The following is a 24,883-nucleotide window of genomic DNA, read 5'->3' as shown; positions in this document are numbered from 1 at the left end:
TCATTTACCGTTTATCGGTGGCTTTCGCAAGGAAATCGCCGATTCCTTGGATAATGAAAACGATAATTAAAATAATCACTGTTGCAACAAGCGTAACAGTGTAATTTCCACGTTGAAATCCTTCTTGCCAAGCCAAAGCGCCTAGCCCGCCGGCACCGATCGCGCCTGCCATGGCAGTATAACCAATCATTGAAATCGTTGTGACTGTCAGTCCTGAAATCAATGCTGGAACACTTTCGGGAATCACGATCTTGTAGATGATCTCCCAGTAACTAGCACCCATCGCTTCCGCTGCTTCAATCACACCAGGATTGACTTCACGAAAAGCAATTTCCACCATCCGAGCATAAAACGGTGCCGCCGATAAAACTAATGCTGGGATCGCTGCTTTTGCCCCTAGGAATGAACCGACTAATAATGTTGTAAACGGAATGATCAAGACCATCAAAATCATGAATGGCGTTGAACGAAAGGCGTTACTGATGATGGAAACCACGTTATAGAAAATGTTGGCTCCCGCTGTTTGTTTACGCCCTAGTGAATAAAGCGCCAATCCTAGAAGTAAACCGATCACAACCACTAAAACCATGGAGAAGAAAGTCATAAACAAGGTGTCTAGGGTTGCTTGCTGCATATTGGCCCAGTCGACCTTTTCAAAATTAAAATAGGTTTCTACAAATGACTTATCCACGTTCAATCACCTCCACGCCTACTTGCTGCTCTTTGAAAAAGGCGATCGCTTTTTCGATCTCACTTGCTTCACCTGTCAATAAAACCGTCAAGCCGCCAAAGGATCCCTCATTGGTTTGTTGGATCTTTCCGTAAACGACATTGACATCGATCTGGAAGCGACGGATCGCTTGTGAAATCACTGGTTCATTGGCGTTGTCTTGTGTGAATGTTAAAGTCACTAAATGCCCTTGCGGATTTTCTCGTAAGAAGGCTTGCCGTAATTCTTCAGCATCTTCTTCTGGCTCCAAATCTTGCTGAACAAAACGTTTGGTCACTTCCTGCTGTGGGTTACGGAAAACCGATTGCACTGACCCTTCTTCCACGATCTGCCCATGCTCCATCACCGCGACCTTATTGCAGATTTTGCGAATGACGTTCATTTCATGGGTAATCAGGACGATCGTCAAATGCAATTTTTTATTGATGGAAAGCAAGAGATCCAACACTTCTTCTGTTGTTTGTGGATCTAACGCACTCGTTGCTTCATCACACAGCAAAATTTCTGGTTCATTCGCTAGTGCACGAGCAATCCCGACTCTTTGCTTTTGTCCGCCAGACAATTGTGCCGGATAGGCATTCTCCCGTCCTTCCAACCCAACTAATTTAATCAGCTCTTGCGCTCGTTGACGGCGTTTTGCTTTTTCAACGCCAGCCAACTCCAATGGCAATTCAATGTTTTCCGCCACCGTTCGAGACCATAAAAGATTAAAGTGCTGAAAAATCATGCCGATTTTTTTGCGGAAGTTTCTCAATTCTTTGTTTTTCAATGCCAAAATGTTTTGACCGTTAATGACTACATCTCCTGCTGTCGGCAATTCTAAGCCGTTCAACAAACGTACTAATGTACTTTTCCCAGCACCAGAGTAACCGACGATTCCGTAGATATCGCCTTTTTCCACTTGCAGTGAAACATCATTGACGGCGTGGACAGCCGTTTGCTTTTTGCCGAATGACTTTTTTACATGCGACAATTCGATTAATGCCATGTTATTCCCATCTTTCCTCTTTGGTTGGTTAAACACAAAAAAAGCTTTCATCCTCTGTACATTATACTGTTACAAAGGACGAAAGCACAACTTCCGCGTTACCACCTTGATTTACTGTCGATTCGCATCAACAGCCTCGCTCAGTACTTGAATTGCTTCGCATACTGCTGCACTGTAACGGGTGCCTCCCGTGATAGGCTTGTTTCCACTCACCTATCATGCTCAAAGACCATCTTCCATCCTCTCTCCGTTGCCCATTTGCACCAAACAGGGCTCTCTGTGTACGTTAAGAACATGTACTCTTCTTTTCAAAGCATTCATTTATTGAGCAAATTATAGCAACGTCTTATCCGACTGTCAATTCTTTTTGAAAAAATAGTCGTTTTTACAGGTTTGACTTACAAGGCTTCAAATTGACTTGGGTCAACCTCTTTGAAGCTGACTAGCCAAGCGTTCATCTCGTCTTCATCATTTAAGGTATCAATCGATTGATCAATTTTTTCATTTACGGAAGAAATCACGCCCGTCAATGGACTTGGAAATTCACTGACTGCTTTTTCCGCTTCCAGCTCAACAAGGGTCTCTCCTTGTTTTAAAGCAGTTCCTGCTTTTTGAATCGAAGCAAACGTGACCGCACCAAGTTCTTCTTGCGCTTCTTTTGTTAAACCGACACAATATTCTTTCCCGTTAAACAAAACCCACAAATTATCTTTTTTTCTTAAGCATTTCTTTTCCATGATTCTAGTAAGACTCCTTCATATTCATTTTCTTTAAATCCATTAATCAAAAAGCGGTCGCCGCTAACCAGCAGTGGGCGCTTGATCAACATACCCTCGGTTGCCAGCACATCGGCTGCGTCTTGGGCAGTCATGGTCGGCACTTTTTCTTTTAATTGCAATTCACGGTATTTCATGCCGCTTGTGTTAAAGAAACGGGTTAACGGTGCTTCGCTTGATTGGATCCAAGCCAGCAATTGTTCCGGTTGAGGCGGTGTAGCTACCATATCGATCGCTTCAAAGGGAATCTCGTGCTCTTCTAACCAACGCTTCGCATTTCGGCATGTACTGCATTTTGGGTACCAATAAAATGTAATCATGTGAACTCCTTAAAGTGTTTTTGGTGCGGTCTCAGCTTGATAGCGCATCGATAAAATCAAACCGATCCCAATCATATTGCTTAATAGGGCAGATCCTCCTTGGCTAATAAACGGCAGTGGAATCCCCGTCAACGGTAAGAGACCGATATTTGCGCCAATGTTTTCAAACACATGGAAGAGAATCATCATAATGATCCCAGTTGCCAAGTAGGCATAAAATTCATTGTTGGTATCGAAACATACGCGGATCATTCGGTAAATCAAAATAAAATACAATAAAATGACAAACGCGCTGCCAATAAACCCAAAATTCTCACCGATCACCGAAAAAATCATATCGGATTCTCGGACTGGTACATACACATCGCTGACATTAAATCCTTTCCCAAACATCCCGCCAGAGGCGATCGCCATCAGAGCATACGCCAATTGGAAGGATTGCCCTTGGGTATCATGAAAAGGATCTAGCCACGAATCGATACGGGCGAATTGGTATTCTTTAAAGATTCCTGTATTGTACAGAAACTCGCGACCAACATCGGTAGTCACTAAGAAAATCGTTCCACCGCCGAGAATCACAAATGCCGCAATCACTGGCACGATGATTCGCCATGAGATCCCTGACATCAAGAAGACCCCACCGAAAATCGCTAGAAAGACCAACATCGTACCAAAGTCATTTTGTAAGGTGATCAGGATCAGGACTGGGATCGTGACGGCTAACATTTTTGCAATCAGTAACCCATCTGTTTTCAGATCCCGTTCCCGATGCTTGACATTGTGCTGCGTGACGACCAACGCCAACATCATGATATAGGCGATCTTCATCAATTCTGAAGGCTGCAAGGTAAAGGGACCAAAACTAAACCAGTTTTTCGACCCTGTCGAGGCAGCCATCGTCCGGTTGTAAAATTTCAGCAGCGCCAACATAACGGCTAGCCCAGCTCCATAAATATAGGGCGTCAATTTCCAGAGCCATTTTGATTTGATCTGCATGATAATGATCACGGCAACAACGCCTAACACATACCATAAAGCTTGAAACCCTAACATTCGCAGCATATTCGGGTTATTCGGATCGTGTGTCAGCGCCACATACAGGGACGCCAAACCAATCAGACATAATAAAAATACGGGTAGAATCACACCGTAGTCAATTCGATTATCGTTCGTTTTTATTCGTGAATTTTCCATGTCCACACTCTCTTCTGTAGAATCTTTATCCATTATAGTGATAATTGAGGAGAAAAGAAAGGATTGTCCATGAGCATTCACAAAAAATTTAGAAACTTTAATGATTTTCGGGAAAAGAGGGTTAAAAACAATCCAAAATTGTTTAGAATTACAACGAAATAATCGCTGAATTCGTCCATTCTTCTTATTAATCAAATACCTTGTTCTATGTGTTCTTCTTTATTTTTGATAAATCTTTGCTCTATGTAACAGAATAAAGCAACTTTAACTCCATGATAGATCCCCGCCTAGTTTTCGTTTCAAATAAATAGCAACAAATGACTACTTTTTACAAAATATAAATTGATATACGACAATCGTATTTACCACATTAATGTGGTAATGAAATGTTATTTACGCCACCATATAATTTCACTAGAATACAATTAAGGAAGCGCTTCCGGAGGTGAACCAATGATTTTAAGTAATCGAGAACAGCTACTGTTGCAATTGCTATTAGAACAAAAGGAGTTTCGCCCTGCATCTTTTTTTCAAAAGCAGTTAAATGTATCCCAAAAAACGGTTTATAACAATTTAACGACTTTAGAAAAGAAACTAAAAGATTCGGGACTAGCTATCAAAAAAGTACCAAGAAAAGGAATCTTTTTATCTGGTTCTGAATCAGCGAAACAGAATGGATATCGATTGTTAGCAAAAAAAGAGACTAAACTCGAACTATTTTCACCTAATTATCGTAAAATCTTTATTTTCGCTAACTATCTGTTTTCAGTAAAGCCAATGCACTATCAGGAATTCTCTGAATATTTTTATATTAGCAACCAGTCAATAAAGAAAGATGTTGATGAAATCGTTGCTTTCTGTCGATTCCATCACGTATCTACAAAAATGACTACTAGCGGACTCAAACTAACCTCAGTTGAATCTGCTACTCAAAACGTATTCAAATCTTTTTTAGAGCAGTATACCGACGCCAAAGCCAGTGAAAATCTTTTGGTCAACAATCTCTTTGACTCTAAGGTACTCGATTTAACGAAGAAATTTGTCTCAGATATGACTCAAACAATCGGCCATCCAGTCAATAATTATTCTATTGAATCCTTGAAGCTTTCATTGCGAATTTTTCTTTCAAGACTTCTTATAGATAAACACATTGAAAAACAAGAGCATCTAGTATTTGACAAACTTAGACGAATGAAATTCTATATGATCGCGGTTGATTTTTCTGAAATGATCCAACACCAACTACCTGTTCAATTTAGTGATACAGATATTCAATATGTATGTTCCCTGTTATTAGCACACGGTATCGAACCTTTTGGACAAATGGATGAGCCTCACGAATCTACTATCACAAATTGTACGAAACAAATTATTCAAAAAATGTCACATATGTTAAACGCAGATCTGACACAAGATAAATTATTACTGCAAACATTATTGGCTCATATCGTTCCCATGATCCATCGATCAAAGACAGGAATTTTATTGAAAAACCCACTGATAAAAAGTATCAAAAAACAATACTCAACAATGTATACATTGACCAAATATGCAATTGGAGATTTAGAGGAGCGATTTCAAATCTTATTAACAGAAGACGAAGTTTCTTTTCTGACGATCCATTTTCAGTTAGCCTTTGAAAAGATAAAAATTACTAACCATATACTAATTGTTTGCCAATCAGGTTTTGCTACATCGGAGTTGATTTTTAACCGTATCAAACAGACGATCGCTGCTGATACCGTATTGGAGATCATTCCTTTAAGTAAACTGGCCAGTACATCTCTTGAGACTGTTGATCTGATCATATCAACTATTCCATTGGACATTACAGCACCGCCAGTTATTTATATTTCGCCGCTTCCTACTACCGAAGAAATAGGAAGAATCTCAGCAAAGATATCTAATCTTAATGAGAATGAGAAAAATTTTTACTCAAAAAAATACCAGAAAACGACTTTATTACAAAAATATTTAGATCCTACTTTCCTTTTTGTCAAAAAAAAGTTTCGAACAAAAAAAGATGTACTGGATTTTTTAGCAGATGATTATCTGAAAAAAAAGCTTGTTACAACAAAATTTAAGCATTCTCTATTTGAACGAGAGGAACTAGGAAGCACTGGCTTAAAGACGGGAGTAGCCATTCCACATGCTGATCCACATACAGTGAAAGAAACAAAACTTGCTTTTCTCACCCTCGATGCGCCAATTACTTGGGGAGACACAAAAATCCAACTAATTGTTTTGCTTGCGATTGCTGAAGAAAACATGATCGAGGCAAAAGAGTTGATCGCTTCGATTTACGGATTGTTTAACTCAGCCGAAGAAATTCAATGGATCGTTAATAGTCAAACGCAAGAAGAACTGTATCAAAGATTGTTAAGAGGAGGAAATTGATCATGTTTTTTGATCACCAAATCGTGTTACTTGAAAAAGATTCTAAAACAAAAGAGGAAGCTTTTCGACTATTAGCAGACGAACTCATCAAAACTCATTGTGTAAATGATCAGTTCTATCAAAATATCGTACAGCGAGAAGAAACCTTTCCTACAGGTTTAAAAATTAACGGCATTGGGGTAGCGATCCCACACACGGACAGCAAATTTGTTTTACGATCCCAAGTCGCTTTTATGTCACTTGCCTCTCCCCTTTCATTTATTGAAATGGGTTCACAAGAAAAGAAAATCGATGTATCCCTGTTGTTCATGCTTGCACTGAAGGAACCACATGAGCAATTGGGTATGCTGCAAAATCTTATCTCTATGTTTCAAACACCCGGGGTTTTGGAAGCCCTATCCTCAGTAACGACTAAAGAAGCGTATCTTTCGATTATTGAAAAAAATGGACTGCAATAAAAAGGAGGAACAATTATGTTAAATGCATTACAGTGGTTCGTTGATCTAGGTTCAATCGTTGTTTTGCCGATTTTAATTTTTATTTTTGGAATAATTTTGGGGACAAAACCTAGCAAAGCCTTTACTTCAGCCTTAACTGTTGGTGTTGGGTTTGTTGGATTGAATTTGGTGATTGACCTTCTAAGCAGCAGTTTGGGTCCCGCAGCACAGCATATGGTTGAACGTTTAGGATTAAATTTGACAACGATTGATGTCGGATGGCCTGCCGCAGCGGCAATTTCTTACGGGACGATTTTAGGAAGTCTTGCGATTCCGATTGGTGTGGTCCTAAATGTTCTACTCATCATTTTAGGGCTGACTAAAGTATTGAATGTAGATATTTGGAATATTTGGCACGCAGCCTTCATCTCTTCTCTGATTTATGCCCTCACTGGAGATTTTGCAATGGGAATCGCGGCGACCGTCATCTATTTGATGATGATTCTTTTAATGGGAGATATTTTAGGTCCGATCATTAATAAGTTCTACGGATTTCCTAATATTACTTTTCCTCATGGTACCGCCGCACCAGGATTCATCTTTGCACTACCGATGAATTGGCTCTTTGATCGTATTCCAGGACTAAAAGATTGGAAAGCAGATCCAGAAACCATTCAGAAAAAATTTGGTGTCTTTGGCGACTCTACTGTTATGGGCTTTTTGATTGGTCTTATCATGGGAATACTTGCCGGATATGACACAGCAGGGGTCGGCCAATTAGCCGTCCAAACAGGCGCTGTGATGGTTTTGATGCCCAAAATGGTGGCTTTACTGATGGAAGGTCTAACGCCTATTTCTGAATCTGCAAATGAATTCGTCAAAAAACGGTTTCCTGGAAGAGAGCTTTACATCGGTATGGATGCAGCATTATCGGTTGGTCATCCAGCTGTCCTTTCTTCCTCATTGCTTTTAGTTCCGATCACTATTTTGTTAGCCGTAGTTCTACCTGGCAATACGACCTTGCCTTTTGGTGATTTAGCAACTATTCCCTTTCTGATTTGCTTGATGGCTGCTGTTTTTGGAGGAAACATCATTCGAACAGTAATTGCTGGAACGATTTATATGGTAAGCATTCTATATATTACTTCGTGGGCAGCACCGCTTGTCACTACTGCTGCTCGATCCGCAAACTTTGATCTACAAGGAAACTCTATGATCACTGCTATGGCTGAAGGTGGTTTATGGACCACATTCCTTTATGTCGGCTTAACCAAAATATTAAGCTGGGGCGGTTTAGCCATAATTGGCATCTCTGTTTTGTTTGGATTGATTTATGTAAATAAAATTCGTCCCAAGAAACAAACATCGAAATAATAGGAGGAAATGATAATGAAAAAATTACTGATTATGTGTGGTACAGGTGTTGCAACTTCAACAATTGTAACAAATAAAGTAAAAGAATGGCTGAAAGAAAAAGGATTAACTGATCAAGTGAAACTGTATCAATCCAAAGTGGCAGATGAGATGAATAAAATTGATAACTATGACATCGTGGTGAGTACAACGGTTGTTCCAGACTCAATCAAAGATCGTGTAATTATGGGGCTACCGCTCTTAACAGGGATTGGTACAGAAGAGATGTACGCGGAAATCGAAAAGAAAATCAAAGAGTAAGGAGAATGCCCTATGTTGGTCACAACAAAAGAACTATTCGCACATGCAGAAAAACACAACTATGCATTACCCGCAGCAAATTTTTTCGACTTAACTAGTGCAAGAACATACGCGGAAACTGCTGAAAGTTTGAACAAACCTTTGATATTGGCCTTCGCTCAATCCCATATGAACATGTTGACTTTAGAAGAGGCTGCCATGATTGGAAAATTTTTAGCAAAAAAAAGCACTACACCTATCGCTCTGCACCTAGATCACGGTACCGATGAAGAGGTCATCAAAAGAGCCATTCATTTAGGTTTTACTTCCGTAATGATCGACGCTTCTGAGGAGTCATTCGAAGAAAATGTCCGTCGGTCAAAGGAGATCGCCGATTACGCTCATAAAAATGGTGTCGTTGTTGAAGCGGAAATCGGGCACGTTGGGTCGGAAAACAGTCTGGAATCAGCCCTAAATAGTCAATCTATTTACACAGAACCTTCTGAGGCTGTTGCATTTGCCAAATTAACCGGTGTTGATTCGTTGGCAGTTTCTATTGGCACCTCTCACGGACATTATCAAGGGATACCCAAAATAAATTTTGACGTTTTAAATGAAATACACCATGCCGTCAATGTTCCTCTTGTTCTGCATGGCGGATCCTCTTCTGGCGATGAAAACCTTGAAAAATGTGCCTTAGAAGGTATCCGTAAAATAAATATTTTTACGGACTTCGTCACTGCTGCTATGAATGAAATTCACAAAAATCAACCAAATGACTATTTCGATCTACTTCACTCAGCAAGCAATGGAATGTCCAAGACACTCGAGCACTATTTTAAAGTCTTTCATACCAAATCTTATCGTGAAGGAGAAAGCTAATGAAAAAAAGAACTTTAAGAACGCCGTTCTTTGTCGTCAATCCCAAAGCCTATCTTTATGGAAAACAAGCATTGGCATTGGCAAAAGCTGCTGATGAGTTGTCGTCTTTATATGACATCGACATTCTATTTACTGTGCAGCAAGCAGACGTTTCTCTAATTAAACAAGCAACAACATATTTATTCATCACTGTTCAACATTTAGACGGAATCGAAATCGGTCGAGGAATGGGTTATGTTTTACCCGAAGCAGTGGCAGAAGCCGGTGCTGAAGCTACCTTTTTAAACCATGCTGAACACCCCATGACATTGCAAGAACTGACGAAAGCGATGCAACGCTCAAATGAATTGGGAATTTTAACAATTGTTTGTGCGAATTCATTGACTGAAGCAAGATCCGCAGCTTCCCTAAAACCCGATGTGATGGTTTGCGAGCCAACAGAACTAATTGGAACAGGACAAACCAGTGATCTTCAATACATGACGGAAACAAATCGTGTTGTTCGTGAAATTGATCCAGAAATCCTAATTCTGCAGGCAGCTGGTATATCTAGTGCTGTCGATGTTGAAAAAGCTTTGTCGTCAGGGGCTGATGGCACTGGTGGGACAAGCGGTATTGTGCAAGCAGAAGATCCAGTTCAAACCCTTACAGAAATGATCAAACAAGCGGTGAAGTATAAAAAGGAGGATTAACACTGTGAAATTTTTAAAAGAGCAATTGACGTTAACTTCTAACGGGAATCGAGTATCTTACCACAACATCACAGAAGAAGTGAAAACGATGGTTGAAAAAAGTGGAATTTCAAATGGAATCTGTCTCGTACAGTCTCCTCATACGACCTGTTCGGTTATCTTTGAAGAATACATGCATGATACAGACTTTAACGGAGATGAATTTCTTCAAGTTGATTTAAACCGAATTCTCGATAAGATTATTCCTCGTGAGTTATCAGAAAATACCGATTACCGTTATCCTGGACCAAAGCATTTAGAATTTTTGATGAGTCTGGACGATCCAAACTACCCAACAGATCCAGCAACGATTTTAAACGGCGATGCACATATTCGCTCGAGTTTTTTCGGTGCAAGCGAAAGCTTTATTTTAAGTAACGGCAAGCTAGAGATCGGTTCAGTAGGCTATATCTATTTTGTTGATTTCGATCAAAATCGTGTGCGAAATAGGACATGCCATGTAATGCTAATGGGCGAATAAAAACAGTTACCGGGTAAACCAGGAAAAATTGAGATTACTTATCGCATGCAAAAGAAAAACCATGAATCCTCTAAAAGAAGATTCATGGTTTTTCATTTCTTATGCCAGCTGCAGGATTCGAACCTGTGACCTACGCGTTACGAGTGCGTTGCTCTACCAACTGAGCTAAGCTGGCGTTGTATGGCACAAAGAAAATTATATGCAAAAACGGTTGTTTTGTAAAGAGGTCTGCTGAAAAAAATCTACTTACTGAAATTTTCCGAAAATTGTGATATAATAGAAGTATCAAGGAGGTTTTTACATGGCAACATTTGGTAAATTCGAAACAACAATTGTCCCGTCACAAGAAGGTTCAACGTTTGAGGTCGCTACTCCTGTCATGTTCACGTTCCATGGGAAGAAACAAACTGGTACCATCACAAAGCAGTTGAAAAACTCTGCGGTGGTCGAGCTGAACGAAACCCCAGAAAACCAGAAATTAGTTTCGCAAAGTAATGGTGTATTGATCATCAATTACAAACAATTAACCAAACTATAACCCGTTTAATGCAAGGAGAAAATCAGTTGATTTTCTCCTTTTTTCATGGTCTGATTTTTTAAAAAGCACAAAAAAGCCATGGAAGAAGATCGAACCGTTTTGGCTGTCGATCTTCTTCCAAGGCATCATTGGCGAGGCAAAACTTCAGTTGCCTTTGTCTTATTTATATTGATTTATTTTGTACCGAATAGACGGTCACCGGCATCGCCCAAACCAGGAACGATATAGCCGTGTTCATTTAGGCGTTCATCAAGATTTGCAGTATAGATGTCAACATCTGGATGGGCATCTTGCAATGCTTTCACGCCTTCTGGTGCAGCAACTAAGCAGACGAATTTCATGTTTGAAGCGCCGCGTTTTTTCAGTGCGTCGATCGCCATGATCGCTGAACCGCCCGTAGCTAACATTGGGTCAACGATAAATAATTGACGTTCATCGATGTCTTCAGGTAATTTTACGAAGTATTCGTGTGGTTCTAGCGTTTCTTCATCACGGTACATCCCGATATGACCAACTTTTGCGGCTGGGATCAATTCAAGGATACCATCAACCATGCCCAGACCTGCGCGCAGGATCGGAATGATCGCTACCTTTTTACCAGATAGTGTTTTTTGTGTTGATTCTTCAATTGGTGTTTCAATCACTAGATCTTCAAGCGGCATGTCGCGAGACACTTCATACGCCATCAACATTGCGATTTCATTAACAACTTCACGGAAAACCTTTGTTCCACAGTTCTTGTCGCGGATCATTGTTAATTTGTGTTGGATCAGCGGGTGATCGATTACTTGAAATTTACCCATTTAAAAAAATCTCCTTTGGTTTTTCTCTTATTTTAAAGCAAATCGGCTCTTGTTACAACCATCTGCCTCAGGCAATGCTGCTTTTCCTCAAAAAAAGGATTGTGTTAGAAGGAAGGAGACAAGACGGCATGAAACACGCCTCTGCGTTCATTCTAGCCCCTTTATCACTTTCGGTGATCAAAGAGCTGTAGCGCAGGAAAAACGCGTGAGACGTCTTGTCTGACCTTAACTTCTGTCACAGTCCCCTTTTATTTATTTTTATAAAGTGGATAGTTGTCCGTCAATTCTTTGACTTGCGCCGTGACTTCTGCCAAAACGGCTTCATCATTTGGTTTTTCTAAAACTTTGACGATCAATTTCGCCACTTCGACACAATCTTCTTCTTTAAAGCCACGACTAGTGATCGCTGGTGTCCCCACGCGAATCCCACTCGTTTTGAAAGGACTTAGTGATTCGAAAGGAATCGAGTTTTTATTGACGGTGATATTGACTTGATCCAGCAAAGCTTCTGCTTCTTTGCCGTTCAAATCAAAGCCGCGCACATCGATCAATAATAGGTGATTGTCTGTTGCACCAGAGACCAAGCGGGCTTGTGGTGCTTGGTTGAAGACTTTCGCCATTGCTTGTGCATTGCGGATGACTTGCTCAGAGTACTCTTTGAACGACTCATCTTGTGCTTCTTTAAAAGCAACAGCTTTCGCTGCGATCACGTGCTCTAATGGGCCGCCTTGGATACCAGGGAAAACGGCACTATTGATTTTTTTCGCTAAGTCTTCATCATTTGTTAAAATCAAGCCGCCTCGAGGGCCGCGTAATGTTTTATGGGTCGTAGAAGTCGTGATGTCCGCATAAGGAACTGGGTTTGGATGAAGACCAGCCGCTACTAAACCAGCGATATGCGCCATATCCACCATCAATTTTGCGCCAACTTCATCAGCGATTTCACGGAACTTCGCAAAATCGATCGTACGTGAGTAAGCACTGGCACCAGCAACGATCAGTTTCGGTTGATGCTTACGCGCCAAAATACGAACGACATTGTAGTCGATGACTTCTGTTGCAGGATCAACACCATAACTAACAAAATTATAGGTCTTGCCGCTGAAATTCACTGGTGAGCCATGAGTCAAATGACCGCCTGCGGAAAGATCCATCCCTAATACTGTATCGCCTGTTTCGATCAACGCTAAATAAGCTGCTGTGTTGGCTTGAGAACCAGAATGCGGTTGAACATTGGCATATGCCGCACCGAAAATACTTTTCGCCCGTTCAATTGCTAAGTTTTCTACCACATCAACAAATTCACAACCGCCATAGTAACGACGACCTGGATAACCCTCAGCGTATTTATTTGTCAAAATACTACCTTGCGCAGCCATTACACCTTCTGAAACGATATTTTCAGACGCAATCAATTCCAAATTGTTTTGTTGACGATTCGTTTCTTTTTCGATCGCTTGCCACAATTCGGGATCAAACGTTTGATAATCCATGCTTACAACACCCCTTTACCTTAATGGTAGCATTGTATCACATTTCTTCATAAGCTACCTATAATGAATTCTGGTTTTTTGCTAATTTTCTTGAAAGAAACTTTGATTTGCAGCTTTTTTCAACCGATTCATATAAGCAGCCCCTAAGCCGCTTTCTGGAAACGTGGGTGCAAATAAGACATCTAACTCAGCAATCGATTCATCTAACGCCCGTAAACCAGCAAACAGCCCTTTTGTCGCGGCTTCCACACTGTCATCAAAAAATAAATAGATGGCTGCAGCTTCAAAGCGGACTTGCTCGGCGATCGTTGGTCCAGCTAAAACCCCTACCTTAAACTGCTGTTCTTTTGCCCAAGCCATGGCTGCCGGCCAATCTTGGTCATTGACCATCAGAACGTTGGTATTCGGTGCATAGTGCTTGTATTTCATGCCCGGCGCTTTGGGTGCTTCACTTTCTGTTACTAAGTGCTGATCGACGAGGACTTTTGTTTGTAAAACTGCTTCAAGCTGTTCTTTAGAGATCGCACCAGGACGTAAGATGATCGGCGGCGCCGTTGGGTCACTCAAATCTAAGACCGTTGATTCGACACCGATCTGCGTCACCCCATCATCCAAGATGCCAGCGATTTTGCCTGCCAGATCATGCTGAACATGCGCAGCTGATGTTGGGCTTGGTTTACCAGATGTATTCGCGCTAGGACCAACCAATGGCTGTTGGGCTTGCTTGATCAACGCTAACGTCTTGGTATTGTTTGGCATCCGAAACGCCGCTGTGGATAAGCCGCCAGTAACAATGCTAGGTAAACTGTCTTTTTTGATCGAAAAGATCAAGGTTAAGGGCCCAGGCCAGAAAGTTTCCATCAATTTATCAGCAAAAGGATGCTTGTTATCCACAAACGGTTCCAACTGCTCTGGCTCGGCAATATGAACGATCAAAGGGTTGTCACTAGGTCGCCCTTTGACTTGATATACTTGCGCAACAGCCGTGGGCAAAAGCGCGCTAGCCCCTAGTCCATAGACGGTTTCCGTCGGGAACGCCACCAATCCCCCCTCAGCTAAAATAGCTGCGGCTTCGTTTAACTGTGTTTGATCAAAAATTTTTGTTTCCACAATTTATCCACATCCTTTTTTGAGAAGTTTCCACACTTATCAACATTTTCTCGTTTCTTTTCCACATTTTGTGGATAAGTCGTTTGTCAAGTGTGGATAACCCTGTTTATAACTCGGTTTATTTAGAAGTTGTTCATTTCATAAGGTTTTTGCAATTTTTCTGTAGCAAAAAAAATTATTTATCCACATCTTGTGGATGACTGACGAACACCATCCGGTCTTGACCCGCAAGATCTTTTACTACGGTGACTTCTTTGTTGGGAAAAGCGGCTGCAAAAAGCTGTTGAACAACTAATCCTTGCTGAAAGCCGATTTCTAGCGCCATTTGCCCGTTAGGCGCCAAACAATTCGGTGCTTGCTGTGCCAATTGCTTATAGATCGCCAATCCTTGTTCTTGAGCAAAAAGCGCCATCTTAGGCTCTTTTTCTCTTACGCTGATATCCATCAGCGGCCACTCTTCAGCGCTGATATACGGCGGGTTGGAAACGATCAGATCCCATTGCTGATCTGCCACGGGCTCTAAGGTATCTCCTTGGAAAAAGCGGATCTCCGCGCCTAAGGCTGCCGCATTTTCTTTAGCAACGGCTAATGCCTCTGCTGAAAGATCCACGGCACTTACGGCCCACTGGGGACGTGCTAATTTCAAGGCAATGGCGATCGCTCCAGTACCTGTGCCGATGTCTACGACTCGCAGCGGCTGATCTGCTGGTAATTTTGTCAGACAGTTTTCCACCAGCTCTTCGGTTTCTGGACGCGGGATCAAGGTTGCAGGGGTCACTTTTAAGCGATGCCCATAAAATTCTTCATACCCTAATAAATATTGCGGTGGTTCATGCTGCAGCAGCTGTTCAAGATCTGCTGCGATCTGTGCCTCATCTTCCCTTAAGATGGGTTGGTCCATCTGCAGCAGCCAATCGAGTTGCTGCCAGTTTTTTCGCTGTAAAAACAGGTATTGGATCGCATACCCGTCCAGCCCTTTCGTTTCTAAAAAAGAAGAAGCCCGTGAAAGGACTTCTCGATAGGTTTTAGCCATTTTGCATCTCATCTAATTTTGATGTTTGATCGTAAACGATCAGTGCATCAACAATTTCATCGAGTTTTCCAGCTAAAATTTGATCCAATTTTTGAATAGTCAACCCGATACGGTGATCTGTTACGCGGTTTTGCGGGAAGTTATAGGTGCGAATCCGTTCAGAACGATCGCCGGTACCCACTGCTGATTTACGGTTTGCATCGTATTCGCTTTGTGCTTCTTGCTGCATTTGGTCATAGACCCGTGCCCGCAAGACTTTCATCGCTTTCTCACGGTTTTTCAGCTGTGAACGTTCATCTTGCATCGCTACAGCGATCCCTGTTGGCAAGTGAGTCAGACGAACAGCAGAAGCTGTTTTGTTGACGTGCTGACCACCAGCACCAGAGGCATGGTAAATATCGGTCCGAATATCTTTGTCTGCGATATCGATTTCGACTTCTTCAGCTTCAGGCATAACCACGACCGTTGCCGTAGACGTATGGATTCGGCCTTGTGATTCGGTAGATGGTACCCGCTGCACTCGGTGGGCGCCGCTCTCATATTTCAATTTTGAAAAGACGTTGTCGCCAGTGATCATCATGATGACTTCTTTGTAGCCGCCGATCCCAGTGACGTTGGCATCCATGACTTCGACTTTCCAGCCTTGGTTTTCCGCATATTTTTGATACATATTGAAAAGATCGCCAGCAAATAAGGCTGCTTCATCGCCGCCTGCTGCACCACGGATCTCCATGATGATGTTTTTGTCATCATTCGGATCTTTGGGCAATAACAAGATTTTGATGCGTTCTTCTAAAACATCTTTTTCTTTTTTCAAGTCAGAGAGTTCTTCTTTGGCCATCTCTGCCATTTCCGCATCAAGGTTTTCCCCAAGCATTTCTTCGGTATCCTTGATTCCCTCAACGACTTCTTTGTAACGACGGTAGACTTCCACCGTTTCCCGTGTATTGGCTTCTTCTTTTGAAAGCTGCATGAAGCGTTTGGTGTCAGAGATCACGGCTGGATCACTTAGTAATTCGCCTAATTCTTCGTAACGGTCTTCGATTGCTTGTAACTGATCGTACATTGATTATTCTCCTTCTTTTTTCATTCCCGGGTGAAAGTAATGTTTGCGGCAAACAGGATAATACGCTTCGTTACCGCCGATTTGTACTTGGTCGCCCTCGTAAACGGGTTTTCCGTCGATATAGTGCAAGTTCATGGTTGCTTTTTTATGACAGAACCAGCAGATGGTTTTCATCTCTTCGATTTTATCTGCGTAAAGCAGCAAGTATTTTGAGCCTTCAAATAATTCATTGCGGAAATCATTTTTCAAACCAAAGGCCATCACAGGGATACCTAGCTCGTCTACGATTTTGGTGAAAGCCAACACGTGATGCTTCTTTAGGAACTGTGCTTCGTCGATCAAAATACAATAAGGTTTGTAACCGAGGTCTTTGATCAAATGGAACAGATCCGTTTCATCAAAAATCGGGATCGCGTCTCGTTCTAAGCCGATGCGGCTCGAAACATTTCCCACACCGCTTCTCGTGTCCAATCCACTTGTCATGATCACGACTGGTTTGTCTTGTTCTTCATAGTTGTGAGCAACTTTCAGTATCTCGATCGTTTTCCCACTATTCATTGCGCCATATTTAAAAAAAAGCTGTGCCATCTCGCCCATCCTTCCTCATACTCCTTTGGTATTATACTTGAAAAAGGAGAATTTTTACAGACTTAAATTCGACACCTGCCGCCTTTTACGCAAGAGTTTTACGAAAAATTAACGGATTTTTTGCCGCCGCCATCTCTTACTCGTTTCTGGCTTTTTGAGCAACTTCTGCCAATACTTGACAAGCCAGCGAATATTCTGGATTTTCATTCCCATTGATATCCGTTGCAATGATCACAAATCCGAGCTGCTGATAGAGCGTGATTGCTGCATGGCTCCAGGTTTGCGTATGAAGGTACATTGGTTCGTTGGCTGCCTCCAAGACAGAAACGACTTGCGTGACCAAGCCGCGAGCGATTCCTTGACGTTGAGCTTGCGGCATTACTGCTACCCAATGGACTAATGGAACCGGTGTGCCGTCTTGCTTGGCTTTTTTCCAAGCGGTAGCCGTACCGACCGGTGTACCTGATTGATCAAGGGCAAAAAACATTCGCTGTCCTAGCTGTGCTTGCTCGGGCATAAATTCCTTTTCAAAATACGCCAATGCCTCGGCCTCATTGTCAAACTCTCCGACGGATGTTTCGATCCGTGCCCAGTGCCTTTCGTCTCCTGCTTGGTAGCTGCGTAATGAATAGTTATCGGATTGAATGGGCTGGATCGGTGTGCTTTTGTGCGCTCGCTTCATCCAGATTTCTGCATATGGAATTGATTTGTCTAACATTGGTTGTGCCTCTCTTTCTCATTTTGTTTTCTCGTAAAGAACTCATTTTCTGTTTTTTTCCTTCTTACAAGCATATCTCTTGTTTTTCTCTACTAGAAGCATACCATAGAAGCAAAGGAGGAATACCTATGAAAGATACGGCAATTTTTGCTGGCGGTTGTTTTTGGTGCATGGTGAAACCTTTTGACTCGCAGCCAGGCATCCTCAAAGTGGTTTCTGGCTTTACTGGCGGCCATGTGCCTAACCCAACCTACCAACAAGTAACGACAGGAACCACCGGTCACACCGAAGCAGTTGAGATCACCTTTGATCCTGAGGTCATCTCTTATGAAGAATTGGTTGCCATCTATTGGCAGCAGACAGACCCCACGGATGCGTTTGGTCAGTTTGCCGACCGTGGTGATTCCTATCGTCCAGTGATTTTTTACAATAGTGAAGAACAAAAAGCGGTTGCGGAAAAATCAAAGGCGCAGTTGCAAGCTAGCGGCCGCTTTGACCGTCCGATCGTAACGAAGATCGAACCAGCAGAACCTTTTTATCCTGCAGAAGACTATCATCAAGATTTTTACAAAAAAAATGCAGCCCATTACAATGCTTATAGCGAAGGCTCAGGACGAGCTGGCTTTATTCGCCAAAACTGGGCCTAACATTTTTGGAGCATGCCTCCCGATTCATCATTAACAGCCGATTTGCTCTCAAGGCAGATCGGCTGTTTTCTGTTTCTTTTGCCAAAAGGAAATTGACAGTCAGGGCATTTTCGCGATACACTGATTAGAAAATTCTGACGATTATAAAGGAGTGTTTGTTTGATGTTAGCCAATGAAGTCCGTCCAGGTCCTAATCGGTATATTACTGGCGATGGGGTCTTAGCTGATTTGCCAGAGTACTTAAGTGAGTTCCAAGAAGTTGCTGTGATCACTGGGGAGCAGTCATTCGATGTGTTTTCAGCCTATTACCCCCATTCATTTGACTACCCGATCTACCGCTACGATGGATCATCGAGTTTTGAAAATGCGCAAGCCTTAGCTGAAACGATCCAGCAAGCGGATGCCGTAGTGGCAATCGGCGGCGGCAAAGTCGCTGATACAGCAAAAATCACCGCCCAAACCCTTGGCGCAGAATTGATCGTGATCCCTACATTGGTTTCTAACTGTGCACCCTTCACCCCGGTGATCGTCGCCTATTACCCTGATCATACGATTTGTAAAATCGACTATGCCAAAAAAGGTGCCTACATGACGATCGTCGACACCCGTTTTTTACTAGCTACACCCGTTGATTACTTTATCGCTGGGATCGCTGATACGTTAGCCAAATATTATGAAATGGAAGCCATCGTCCGCAACATGGCAGAAGACGACAAGACTGCCTTAGTACGGCTAGGTTTCCAAAGCGCTCTTTTGATCAAAAACTTGTTGATTGCCGATGCGATCCAAGCCGTCAAAGACCTAGAAGTCGGGCAGCTGACCCCCGCCTTCGCCCGTATCACCGATGCGATCATTGCTTTGGCAGGCGAAGTTGGTGGTTTTGCAGTCGAATTTGGCCGCACGTCTGGTGCGCATGCGCTGCATGACGGCTTGTCTTATTTGAGTGAGACCCATACCGTCTTGCACGGCAACAAAGTCGCCTACTGCATTTGGGTCCAGCTTGCCTATACCAATGATTTTGATGTGATTGAAGAATTACGGCCATTTTACGAAGCTTTGCACTTGCCAATGAAGCTGAAGAATCTCCACGTGACACGCCTTGATCGGGATTACTTCGCCTCGGTTCTGACCTATGCTGTCAAAGAAGAAGAAACCTTTATTTTGATTGATCCTGCGATCACACCCGAAAAAGTCTATCAGGCGATCGAAGCGGTGGAGGCGCTGTAAACCGTACTCATTGCTAAACAACTTTATATCAAAAAAACTGTTTCCCTAATACATTTCGGAAACAGTTTTTTTATTTGATCAAACAGACACGCAGTAGCGATCCTGGCTGCGCATATTCTTAGCGGGCGACAGCAACTGGCGCATTGCCCATCACTGCACGACTTCACCCAGCAGCCCGTTTTCTAAGCAGTAATGATAAATGCCTTCCTCGGCTACGTGACCGATCACTTCATCGGCGATTGCTTTTAACTCATCCGAAGCATTATTCATTGCGAGACCCCATCCGACTGCCTCCAGCATCTCAATGTCATTGTTGCCATCGCCAAAGGCAATGGCTTCAGATTTATCCAAGCCATAGTAAGCCAGCATTTTGGCAATGCCGCTTCCTTTCCCACTGCTGGCCGGAATAATATCGACTGCGCGATCCCACCAGGCGGTGATTTTCGCCTCCGTGGTATTTGCCATCACTTTGGCGTAGTCTTCTTTCCCTGAGCCAAGCATCACTTGGAAAATGTCTTGCTGCTGGATCACCTCATCAAAATCTTCTGCCACGATCACTTCTTGGTGGGCAAAGGAAAAATACTCAACTAAGTCAGCATCTTTGCCATTGGCAACCGTTCGATCCTTCGTTGCGATCGCTACTGGACGCTTTAGTGCCGTCGCATTTTCAATGATTTGCTGAACATCTTTTTTAGGAATGGGGTTTTGGTGGATCCCCTCGGCTTGATTAAAACAATACGATCCGTTAAAGGTCAAAAACGCATCGAAGGTCACGCCTTCAAATTGCGGCAACGCGATGGGACTTCTGCCAGTCGCAATGCACAACAGGATTCCTTGCTTCTTCAAGGCTTTTAATGTGGCTAACATTCTTTCAGAGATTTGCTTTTTGCTCATATCGATCAGTGTGCCATCAACATCGAAAAAAATAATTTTTACGTCTTTCATGATACTCCCCATTTCCGTCTCGATTTTCAAAAAATTTGATGCGCTTTTTTGTCCGCTTTCTCGCTATTGTTCCGTGCGGATCGTCGCTGCTATCTTTTACTTCTTTTATCTTCTCATAAATTGCCAGCGTTTTCTTCTGAAATCGTGAAATCCTTACTGATTTGCTTCGAGTTTTTAAGTTTCTTAAGCGATCAAGCTGCCGCAAGAACCACAGCCTGATCGTTTCCTCTAACCCAACGGCCCTTTCCAAAAGCTTTTCCTTACACAATTTCTGCTCCCATGAATTCTATCCTGCTTTCTTTCAAATCTACTTGGTTCTTTGGTATACTGGGGATAGTTTATTTAGTGAGGGGTTTTTTGTAATGAACTTTACCCGCTTTGCCCGCTTGACGCAGCGCAGGAGCAAGACGTTTATTTCCCAGAATGTGTCTTCAATCCAAGTGATTGTTTTTTATTATATCGTGATGACGGTGGTCTCTTTGGGGCTTTTTTCACTCCCCTTCTTTCGAGAACCCGGCTCTCATGTCGCGTTTATCGATCTGTTCTTTATGGCGGTCAGCACGGTCAGTGTCACTGGGCTGACTACTTTTCCGATCAATGACGTGTTTAACGACCACGGGGTCATCTTATTGGAAGTCCTCTTTCAAGTCGGCGGTTTAGGGATCATGATGATCTCGACCTTTTTTGCGATCGTCTCACGGCGCAAAATCAGTTTAAAGCAGCGCCAGTTGATCATGACGGATATGAATCAGCCAAAGCTTAGTGGGATCGTTCGGATGATTCGAACGACGTTTACCATTATCTTGCTTTGTCAGGTGGTAGCAGGCACGATCTTCGCTGTTTATTTTCATCTTTACGGCTATTATGACAATTGGCGAGATGCGATCTTTTATGGATTTTATCAAGCGATCTCTGCTGTGACCAACTCAGGGTTTGATGTGACGGGCAATTCCATCTTGCCGTTTTCCCATGATTATTTCTTCCTGACGTGTATCATGATTTTGATTTTTATCGGGGGGATCGGATTTCCAGTGATCATGGACTTTCGGGAATGGGTCCTTTTTAAAATGAAAAAACAACGCCGCCACTTGCCGTTTCGCTTTTCTTTATTCACAAAAATTGCTGTTTTGGCTTTCGTGATCCTCTTTGTCGGCGGTACATTAGCGATCTTTTTCCTTGAGAAAGATTATTTGTTCAAAGATTACAGCTTTAGCGGTATGTGGATGAACAGCATGTTTTATTCCATGACAACGCGGAATGCTGGCCTGCAGATCCATGACTTAGGCAACTTTCAAACCACGACGTTGATCGTTTTCTCCTTGCTGATGTTTATTGGTTGTAGTCCCAGCTCTGTTGGTGGGGGGATTCGGACGACGACCATTGCCATCATTGGGCTGTACCTCTATGCCTTCTTGAAAAGTGAGGACAATATCAATATCTTCGGTCGCCGGATCGATCAAGATGACGTCCGCAAATCAGTGGTGGTCTTTATGCTTTCGATGGGCATGTGCTTCTTTTGTGTCTTATTCTTGACCGCCATCGAGGATATCCCTTTGATCGCCATCATTGTTGAAGTTTCCTCGGCATTTGGAACCACAGGGCTTTCTTTAGGAATCACGGGTGATTTATCAACTATCGGCAAACTCGTGATTGCTCTTTTGATGTTTATCGGCCGTGTCGGTATGCTGTACACCTTGATGTTATTCGTACCAAAAGAAACACGTGACTTAGGCTACGAGTACCCAACGGAAAAAATCATTATCGGTTAAAGCAGCAGCAAACCTTCTGCCAGGTTTGCTGTTTTGCTTTTCAAGCCTTTGATCATCGCAAGTAAAAGAGCCATTTATCAGAATGGTCTTTGCAGAAATTTAAAGAATCGCAAAAGCAATTTAACCTTTTTCTTGGTATATGGTATGATAAATTGAATTTGCACAATGAAAGCATTCGCTCTAATGGAGGGTTACATTATGGGAATACGAAGTCATCTGGCTGTTTCAGTCGGTAAGACCTCTCAATGGGTATTAAAGAACTTTTTCAAAGGCGGCTCAAGCCTGCCTGGTAAATTAGCATTAAAAGTTGATCCACATATATTAGATCATTTGGCGAAAGATTACCAAGTCGTCGTGATCACAGGCACCAACGGCAAAACATTGACGACTGCCTTGACTGTCAATATTTTGCGCCAAGAATTTGATGAAGTATTGACGAACCCCACCGGCGCCAATATGGTTCAAGGGATCGTTTCAACCTTTCTATCGGCACGCCCTAAAAAAGGCAAAAAATTTGCGGTTTTAGAAATCGATGAAGCCAGTCTCAGCAAAGTAACGAAGTACATCAAACCTGAATTGTTCGTTTTCACTAATATTTTCCGCGATCAAATGGACCGTTATGGCGAGATCTATACGACCTATAAAATGATCGTTGAAGGTGCCGCAAACTCACCGGAAGCTACGATCCTCTGCAATGGGGATTCGCCACTGTTCAATTCGGTAGCAACTGTCAATCCGCGGAAATACTATGGATTTGATCATTTGCCAGATGAAGAGCAGATGGCCCATTACAATACGGATGGCGTGTTGTGTCCTGAGTGTCATCACATTTTACATTATAAAATGATCACCTATGCCAATCTTGGAAAATACTACTGCCCAAATTGCGGCTTCCATCGACCAGAATTGGATTATAAACTGACGGAAATGACCGCAATGGACAACACCTCTGCTGACTTTGTGATCGATGGCAACGACTATCGCATCGAAGTTGGTGGGATGTACAATGTCTACAATGCGCTGGCGGCAACTGCGGTTGCGGAATATTATGGCGTAGCACCTGCAAAAATCAAATCTGGTTTGGCCTATGACGAAAAAGTCTTTGGTCGTCAAGAAGTGATCCGCATTGGGGACAAAGAATGTACGTTAGTCTTAGTTAAAAACCCTGTTGGTTTGAACCAAGTCATCGATATGATCGGCCTGTCGCCCTATCCTTTCTCGCTAGTCAGCTTGTTGAATGCCAACTACGCAGATGGGATCGACGTCAGCTGGATTTGGGATGGCGACCATGAAGCGTTTGCCGATATGGGGATTCCTCAAGTGATCGCTGGTGGTGATCGTCACAAAGATATGGCGTTGCGGCTAAAAGTTGCGGGGATCCCTGAAGAAAAAATCATTGAAACCCCTGAACTTGATGACGTCATCAAGCAAATCGCAGACTTACCAACAGAAAAAGTCTATATTTTAGCGACTTACACTGCAGTCTTGCAGCTACGCAAAAAGCTTGCGGAAAAAGGCTATATCAAAGGAGGAATGAGTCGTGACTAAGTATCAACTGAATGTTGCCCACTTGTATGGAAATCTTTTGAATACTTATGGCGACAACGGCAATCTCTTGATGCTGCGCTACGTGGCCGAAAAACTAGGCGTGACCTTCAACGCAGAAGTCGTCAGCATTCACGAGCCCTTCGATCCTGAAAAATATGATCTCGTCTTCTTCGGTGGCGGACAAGATTTTGAACAAGTGATCGTTTCACAAGATATCCAATCAAAAAAAGAAGCCCTGACCAGCTATATCGAAAATGATGGCGTCATGCTGGCGATCTGCGGCGGCTATCAATTGCTGGGTCATTACTACATCGGTGCCAACGGCGAGAAAATCAATGGGATAGGTGCCTTGGATCATTACACCTTAAGCCAAGAAAACAATCGGTTCATCGGTGACATCGTGATCCACAATGAAGAATTCGATGAGACCTATTATGGCTTTGAAAACCATAATGGCCGTACTTTCTTAGGTAAAGGGGAAAAACCATTGGGGAAAGTCATCCAAGGACAAGGAAACAATGGCGAAGACCAAACCGAAGGCGTGGTTTACCGCAATGTGTTCGGCTCTTACTTCCACGGACCGCTCCTTGCAAGAAATGAGCATTTGGCAGAGCGCTTGATCCGCACCGCCCTTGCCAATCGTTATGGCAACGTCGAAATTTAAATACACGTACGTAGCAAACAAACCTGTTTTTCGCAGGTTTGTTTTTTTATGGGAAATTTCCCCGCAGTTGCCACTTTTTCTCTTTGTTTGCTTCTACGTTCCTATGCTGCCTCACTTTATTGTAACCGCTATCTTTCTTTTCTAT

The 24,883-nt window shown here is 42.7% G+C and carries 26 protein-coding genes, 1 tRNA gene and 1 other annotated feature; of the genes, 13 read left to right on the top strand and 14 right to left on the bottom strand.

The window, feature by feature from the left end; genetic code table 11:
* Window positions 1–4: 4 nt before the first annotated feature.
* The 5 genes from Q1X33_RS11095 to Q1X33_RS11075 form a co-directional block, all read right to left on the bottom strand.
* Window positions 5–691 carry a methionine ABC transporter permease gene (locus tag Q1X33_RS11095; protein WP_005227919.1) on the bottom strand — a complete coding sequence of 229 codons (687 nt, stop codon included), beginning with the start codon at window positions 689–691 and terminating at the stop codon, window positions 5–7.
* Window positions 684–1,718: a methionine ABC transporter ATP-binding protein gene (locus tag Q1X33_RS11090; protein ID WP_005227918.1), complete on the bottom strand. Its 1,035-nt coding sequence runs from the start codon at window positions 1,716–1,718 to the stop codon at window positions 684–686. Before Q1X33_RS11090 ends, Q1X33_RS11095 begins: the two co-directional genes overlap by 8 nt.
* A gap of 71 nt (window positions 1,719–1,789) precedes the next feature.
* Window positions 1,790–2,039, bottom strand: a binding site (T-box leader).
* 77 nt (window positions 2,040–2,116) lie between these two features.
* A complete protein-coding gene (locus tag Q1X33_RS11085; RefSeq protein WP_010749086.1) occupies window positions 2,117–2,455 on the bottom strand; it encodes a glycine cleavage system protein H in 339 nt (112 codons plus the stop codon).
* A complete protein-coding gene (locus Q1X33_RS11080) occupies window positions 2,437–2,814 on the bottom strand; it encodes an arsenate reductase family protein (protein WP_005227914.1) in 378 nt (125 codons plus the stop codon). Before Q1X33_RS11080 ends, Q1X33_RS11085 begins: the two co-directional genes overlap by 19 nt.
* A 9-nt stretch (window positions 2,815–2,823) precedes the next feature.
* Window positions 2,824–4,008 carry an FtsW/RodA/SpoVE family cell cycle protein gene (locus Q1X33_RS11075; RefSeq protein WP_010749084.1) on the bottom strand — a complete coding sequence of 395 codons (1,185 nt, stop codon included), beginning with the start codon at window positions 4,006–4,008 and terminating at the stop codon, window positions 2,824–2,826.
* A 453-nt stretch (window positions 4,009–4,461) separates the two neighbouring features.
* On the opposite strand from Q1X33_RS11075, the gene Q1X33_RS11070 reads away from it, so the two are divergent.
* The 7 genes from Q1X33_RS11070 to Q1X33_RS11040 are packed head-to-tail and all read left to right on the top strand — an operon-like array spanning window position 4,462 to window position 10,589.
* On the top strand, window positions 4,462–6,405 hold the full coding sequence (locus tag Q1X33_RS11070) for a transcription antiterminator (RefSeq protein ID WP_005227910.1): 1,944 nt from the start codon (window positions 4,462–4,464) through the stop codon (window positions 6,403–6,405).
* Window positions 6,406–6,407: 2 nt separating this feature from the next.
* Window positions 6,408–6,863 (top strand): PTS sugar transporter subunit IIA, encoded by a 456-nt coding sequence (locus Q1X33_RS11065; protein WP_005233600.1) that lies wholly within the window; start codon window positions 6,408–6,410, stop codon window positions 6,861–6,863.
* A gap of 15 nt (window positions 6,864–6,878) precedes the next feature.
* Window positions 6,879–8,216, top strand: a complete 1,338-nt coding sequence (locus Q1X33_RS11060) for a PTS galactitol transporter subunit IIC (protein ID WP_074536139.1) — start codon at window positions 6,879–6,881, stop codon at window positions 8,214–8,216.
* Window positions 8,217–8,231: 15 nt separating this feature from the next.
* Window positions 8,232–8,516 carry a PTS sugar transporter subunit IIB gene (locus Q1X33_RS11055; protein ID WP_015510443.1) on the top strand — a complete coding sequence of 95 codons (285 nt, stop codon included), beginning with the start codon at window positions 8,232–8,234 and terminating at the stop codon, window positions 8,514–8,516.
* Between the two features lie 12 nt (window positions 8,517–8,528).
* Window positions 8,529–9,377 carry a class II fructose-bisphosphate aldolase gene (locus Q1X33_RS11050; RefSeq protein ID WP_005227902.1) on the top strand — a complete coding sequence of 283 codons (849 nt, stop codon included), beginning with the start codon at window positions 8,529–8,531 and terminating at the stop codon, window positions 9,375–9,377.
* Window positions 9,377–10,069 carry a triose-phosphate isomerase gene (locus Q1X33_RS11045; RefSeq protein WP_005227900.1) on the top strand — a complete coding sequence of 231 codons (693 nt, stop codon included), beginning with the start codon at window positions 9,377–9,379 and terminating at the stop codon, window positions 10,067–10,069. The genes Q1X33_RS11050 and Q1X33_RS11045 overlap by 1 nt, the downstream gene beginning before the upstream one ends.
* 4 nt (window positions 10,070–10,073) lie before the next feature.
* On the top strand, window positions 10,074–10,589 hold the full coding sequence (locus Q1X33_RS11040; RefSeq protein WP_005227898.1) for a YjbQ family protein: 516 nt from the start codon (window positions 10,074–10,076) through the stop codon (window positions 10,587–10,589).
* Window positions 10,590–10,691: 102 nt separating this feature from the next.
* On the opposite strand, the gene Q1X33_RS11035 is transcribed toward Q1X33_RS11040, so the two are convergent.
* Window positions 10,692–10,764: transfer RNA gene (locus Q1X33_RS11035), tRNA-Thr, on the bottom strand.
* A gap of 126 nt (window positions 10,765–10,890) precedes the next feature.
* Between Q1X33_RS11035 and Q1X33_RS11030 the strand changes: the two genes are divergently transcribed.
* Window positions 10,891–11,127, top strand: a complete 237-nt coding sequence (locus tag Q1X33_RS11030; protein ID WP_005227896.1) for a hypothetical protein — start codon at window positions 10,891–10,893, stop codon at window positions 11,125–11,127.
* 173 nt (window positions 11,128–11,300) lie between these two features.
* Here the strand turns inward: Q1X33_RS11030 and upp are convergent, their stop codons facing one another.
* The 7 genes from upp to Q1X33_RS10995 all read right to left on the bottom strand — a co-directional run bounded on the left by upp (window position 11,301) and on the right by Q1X33_RS10995 (window position 17,938).
* Window positions 11,301–11,930 carry a uracil phosphoribosyltransferase gene (gene upp / locus Q1X33_RS11025; RefSeq protein WP_005227894.1) on the bottom strand — a complete coding sequence of 210 codons (630 nt, stop codon included), beginning with the start codon at window positions 11,928–11,930 and terminating at the stop codon, window positions 11,301–11,303.
* 248 nt (window positions 11,931–12,178) lie between these two features.
* Window positions 12,179–13,423, bottom strand: a complete 1,245-nt coding sequence (gene glyA / locus Q1X33_RS11020; RefSeq protein ID WP_005227890.1) for a serine hydroxymethyltransferase — start codon at window positions 13,421–13,423, stop codon at window positions 12,179–12,181.
* Window positions 13,424–13,504: 81 nt separating this feature from the next.
* Window positions 13,505–14,533, bottom strand: a complete 1,029-nt coding sequence (locus tag Q1X33_RS11015) for an L-threonylcarbamoyladenylate synthase (RefSeq protein WP_005227888.1) — start codon at window positions 14,531–14,533, stop codon at window positions 13,505–13,507.
* 175 nt (window positions 14,534–14,708) lie between these two features.
* Window positions 14,709–15,566 carry a peptide chain release factor N(5)-glutamine methyltransferase gene (gene prmC / locus Q1X33_RS11010; RefSeq protein WP_005227886.1) on the bottom strand — a complete coding sequence of 286 codons (858 nt, stop codon included), beginning with the start codon at window positions 15,564–15,566 and terminating at the stop codon, window positions 14,709–14,711.
* Window positions 15,559–16,632: a peptide chain release factor 1 gene (gene prfA, locus Q1X33_RS11005; RefSeq protein ID WP_005227884.1), complete on the bottom strand. Its 1,074-nt coding sequence runs from the start codon at window positions 16,630–16,632 to the stop codon at window positions 15,559–15,561. The genes prmC and prfA overlap by 8 nt, the downstream gene beginning before the upstream one ends.
* 3 nt (window positions 16,633–16,635) lie before the next feature.
* Window positions 16,636–17,220 carry a thymidine kinase gene (locus Q1X33_RS11000; protein WP_005227882.1) on the bottom strand — a complete coding sequence of 195 codons (585 nt, stop codon included), beginning with the start codon at window positions 17,218–17,220 and terminating at the stop codon, window positions 16,636–16,638.
* Window positions 17,221–17,356: 136 nt separating this feature from the next.
* Window positions 17,357–17,938, bottom strand: coding sequence for a GNAT family N-acetyltransferase (locus tag Q1X33_RS10995; RefSeq protein ID WP_005227879.1), 582 nt, complete (start codon window positions 17,936–17,938; stop codon window positions 17,357–17,359).
* Between the two features lie 128 nt (window positions 17,939–18,066).
* Here Q1X33_RS10995 and msrA point away from each other — a divergent pair, with 128 nt between their 5' ends.
* Window positions 18,067–18,585: a peptide-methionine (S)-S-oxide reductase MsrA gene (gene msrA / locus Q1X33_RS10990; protein WP_005227878.1), complete on the top strand. Its 519-nt coding sequence runs from the start codon at window positions 18,067–18,069 to the stop codon at window positions 18,583–18,585.
* Window positions 18,586–18,747: 162 nt separating this feature from the next.
* Window positions 18,748–19,812, top strand: a complete 1,065-nt coding sequence (locus tag Q1X33_RS10985; protein ID WP_034869045.1) for an iron-containing alcohol dehydrogenase family protein — start codon at window positions 18,748–18,750, stop codon at window positions 19,810–19,812.
* Between the two features lie 150 nt (window positions 19,813–19,962).
* On the opposite strand, the gene Q1X33_RS10980 is transcribed toward Q1X33_RS10985, so the two are convergent.
* Complete coding sequence (locus tag Q1X33_RS10980) at window positions 19,963–20,757, bottom strand: Cof-type HAD-IIB family hydrolase (RefSeq protein WP_005227867.1); 795 nt, start codon at window positions 20,755–20,757, stop codon at window positions 19,963–19,965.
* A gap of 311 nt (window positions 20,758–21,068) precedes the next feature.
* Between Q1X33_RS10980 and Q1X33_RS10975 the strand changes: the two genes are divergently transcribed.
* The 3 genes from Q1X33_RS10975 (at window position 21,069) to Q1X33_RS10965 (ending at window position 24,738) form a co-directional block, all read left to right on the top strand.
* Window positions 21,069–22,526 carry a TrkH family potassium uptake protein gene (locus Q1X33_RS10975; RefSeq protein WP_301969671.1) on the top strand — a complete coding sequence of 486 codons (1,458 nt, stop codon included), beginning with the start codon at window positions 21,069–21,071 and terminating at the stop codon, window positions 22,524–22,526.
* Between the two features lie 198 nt (window positions 22,527–22,724).
* Window positions 22,725–24,074, top strand: a complete 1,350-nt coding sequence (locus tag Q1X33_RS10970) for a Mur ligase family protein (RefSeq protein WP_005227862.1) — start codon at window positions 22,725–22,727, stop codon at window positions 24,072–24,074.
* On the top strand, window positions 24,067–24,738 hold the full coding sequence (locus Q1X33_RS10965; RefSeq protein ID WP_005227859.1) for a type 1 glutamine amidotransferase: 672 nt from the start codon (window positions 24,067–24,069) through the stop codon (window positions 24,736–24,738). Before Q1X33_RS10970 ends, Q1X33_RS10965 begins: the two co-directional genes overlap by 8 nt.
* The last annotated feature ends 145 nt before the right edge of the window (window positions 24,739–24,883 follow it).

It is taken from the genome of Enterococcus sp. B2E4, from assembly GCF_030499455.1.
Taxonomy (GTDB): domain Bacteria; phylum Bacillota; class Bacilli; order Lactobacillales; family Enterococcaceae; genus Enterococcus_D; species Enterococcus_D casseliflavus.
This window is presented reverse-complemented; position numbering and strand designations above follow the sequence as displayed.

Bases quoted from the DNA above. Each gene is read 5' to 3' on its own strand.
- Q1X33_RS11090 (WP_005227918.1), bottom strand. From the start codon at position 1,718: ATGGCATTAATCGAATTGTCGCATGTAAAAAAGTCATTCGGCAAAAAG.
- Q1X33_RS11085 (WP_010749086.1), bottom strand. From the start codon at position 2,455: ATGGAAAAGAAATGCTTAAGAAAAAAAGATAATTTGTGGGTTTTGTTT.
- Q1X33_RS11080 (WP_005227914.1), bottom strand. From the start codon at position 2,814: ATGATTACATTTTATTGGTACCCAAAATGCAGTACATGCCGAAATGCG.
- Q1X33_RS11075 (WP_010749084.1), bottom strand. From the start codon at position 4,008: ATGGAAAATTCACGAATAAAAACGAACGATAATCGAATTGACTACGGT.
- Q1X33_RS11070 (WP_005227910.1), top strand. From the start codon at position 4,462: ATGATTTTAAGTAATCGAGAACAGCTACTGTTGCAATTGCTATTAGAA.
- Q1X33_RS11065 (WP_005233600.1), top strand. From the start codon at position 6,408: ATGTTTTTTGATCACCAAATCGTGTTACTTGAAAAAGATTCTAAAACA.
- Q1X33_RS11060 (WP_074536139.1), top strand. From the start codon at position 6,879: ATGTTAAATGCATTACAGTGGTTCGTTGATCTAGGTTCAATCGTTGTT.
- Q1X33_RS11055 (WP_015510443.1), top strand. From the start codon at position 8,232: ATGAAAAAATTACTGATTATGTGTGGTACAGGTGTTGCAACTTCAACA.
- Q1X33_RS11050 (WP_005227902.1), top strand. From the start codon at position 8,529: ATGTTGGTCACAACAAAAGAACTATTCGCACATGCAGAAAAACACAAC.
- Q1X33_RS11045 (WP_005227900.1), top strand. From the start codon at position 9,377: ATGAAAAAAAGAACTTTAAGAACGCCGTTCTTTGTCGTCAATCCCAAA.
- Q1X33_RS11030 (WP_005227896.1), top strand. From the start codon at position 10,891: ATGGCAACATTTGGTAAATTCGAAACAACAATTGTCCCGTCACAAGAA.
- upp (WP_005227894.1), bottom strand. From the start codon at position 11,930: ATGGGTAAATTTCAAGTAATCGATCACCCGCTGATCCAACACAAATTA.
- glyA (WP_005227890.1), bottom strand. From the start codon at position 13,423: ATGGATTATCAAACGTTTGATCCCGAATTGTGGCAAGCGATCGAAAAA.
- prmC (WP_005227886.1), bottom strand. From the start codon at position 15,566: ATGGCTAAAACCTATCGAGAAGTCCTTTCACGGGCTTCTTCTTTTTTA.
- prfA (WP_005227884.1), bottom strand. From the start codon at position 16,632: ATGTACGATCAGTTACAAGCAATCGAAGACCGTTACGAAGAATTAGGC.
- Q1X33_RS11000 (WP_005227882.1), bottom strand. From the start codon at position 17,220: ATGGCACAGCTTTTTTTTAAATATGGCGCAATGAATAGTGGGAAAACG.
- Q1X33_RS10995 (WP_005227879.1), bottom strand. From the start codon at position 17,938: ATGTTAGACAAATCAATTCCATATGCAGAAATCTGGATGAAGCGAGCG.
- msrA (WP_005227878.1), top strand. From the start codon at position 18,067: ATGAAAGATACGGCAATTTTTGCTGGCGGTTGTTTTTGGTGCATGGTG.
- Q1X33_RS10985 (WP_034869045.1), top strand. From the start codon at position 18,748: ATGTTAGCCAATGAAGTCCGTCCAGGTCCTAATCGGTATATTACTGGC.
- Q1X33_RS10980 (WP_005227867.1), bottom strand. From the start codon at position 20,757: ATGAAAGACGTAAAAATTATTTTTTTCGATGTTGATGGCACACTGATC.
- Q1X33_RS10970 (WP_005227862.1), top strand. From the start codon at position 22,725: ATGGGAATACGAAGTCATCTGGCTGTTTCAGTCGGTAAGACCTCTCAA.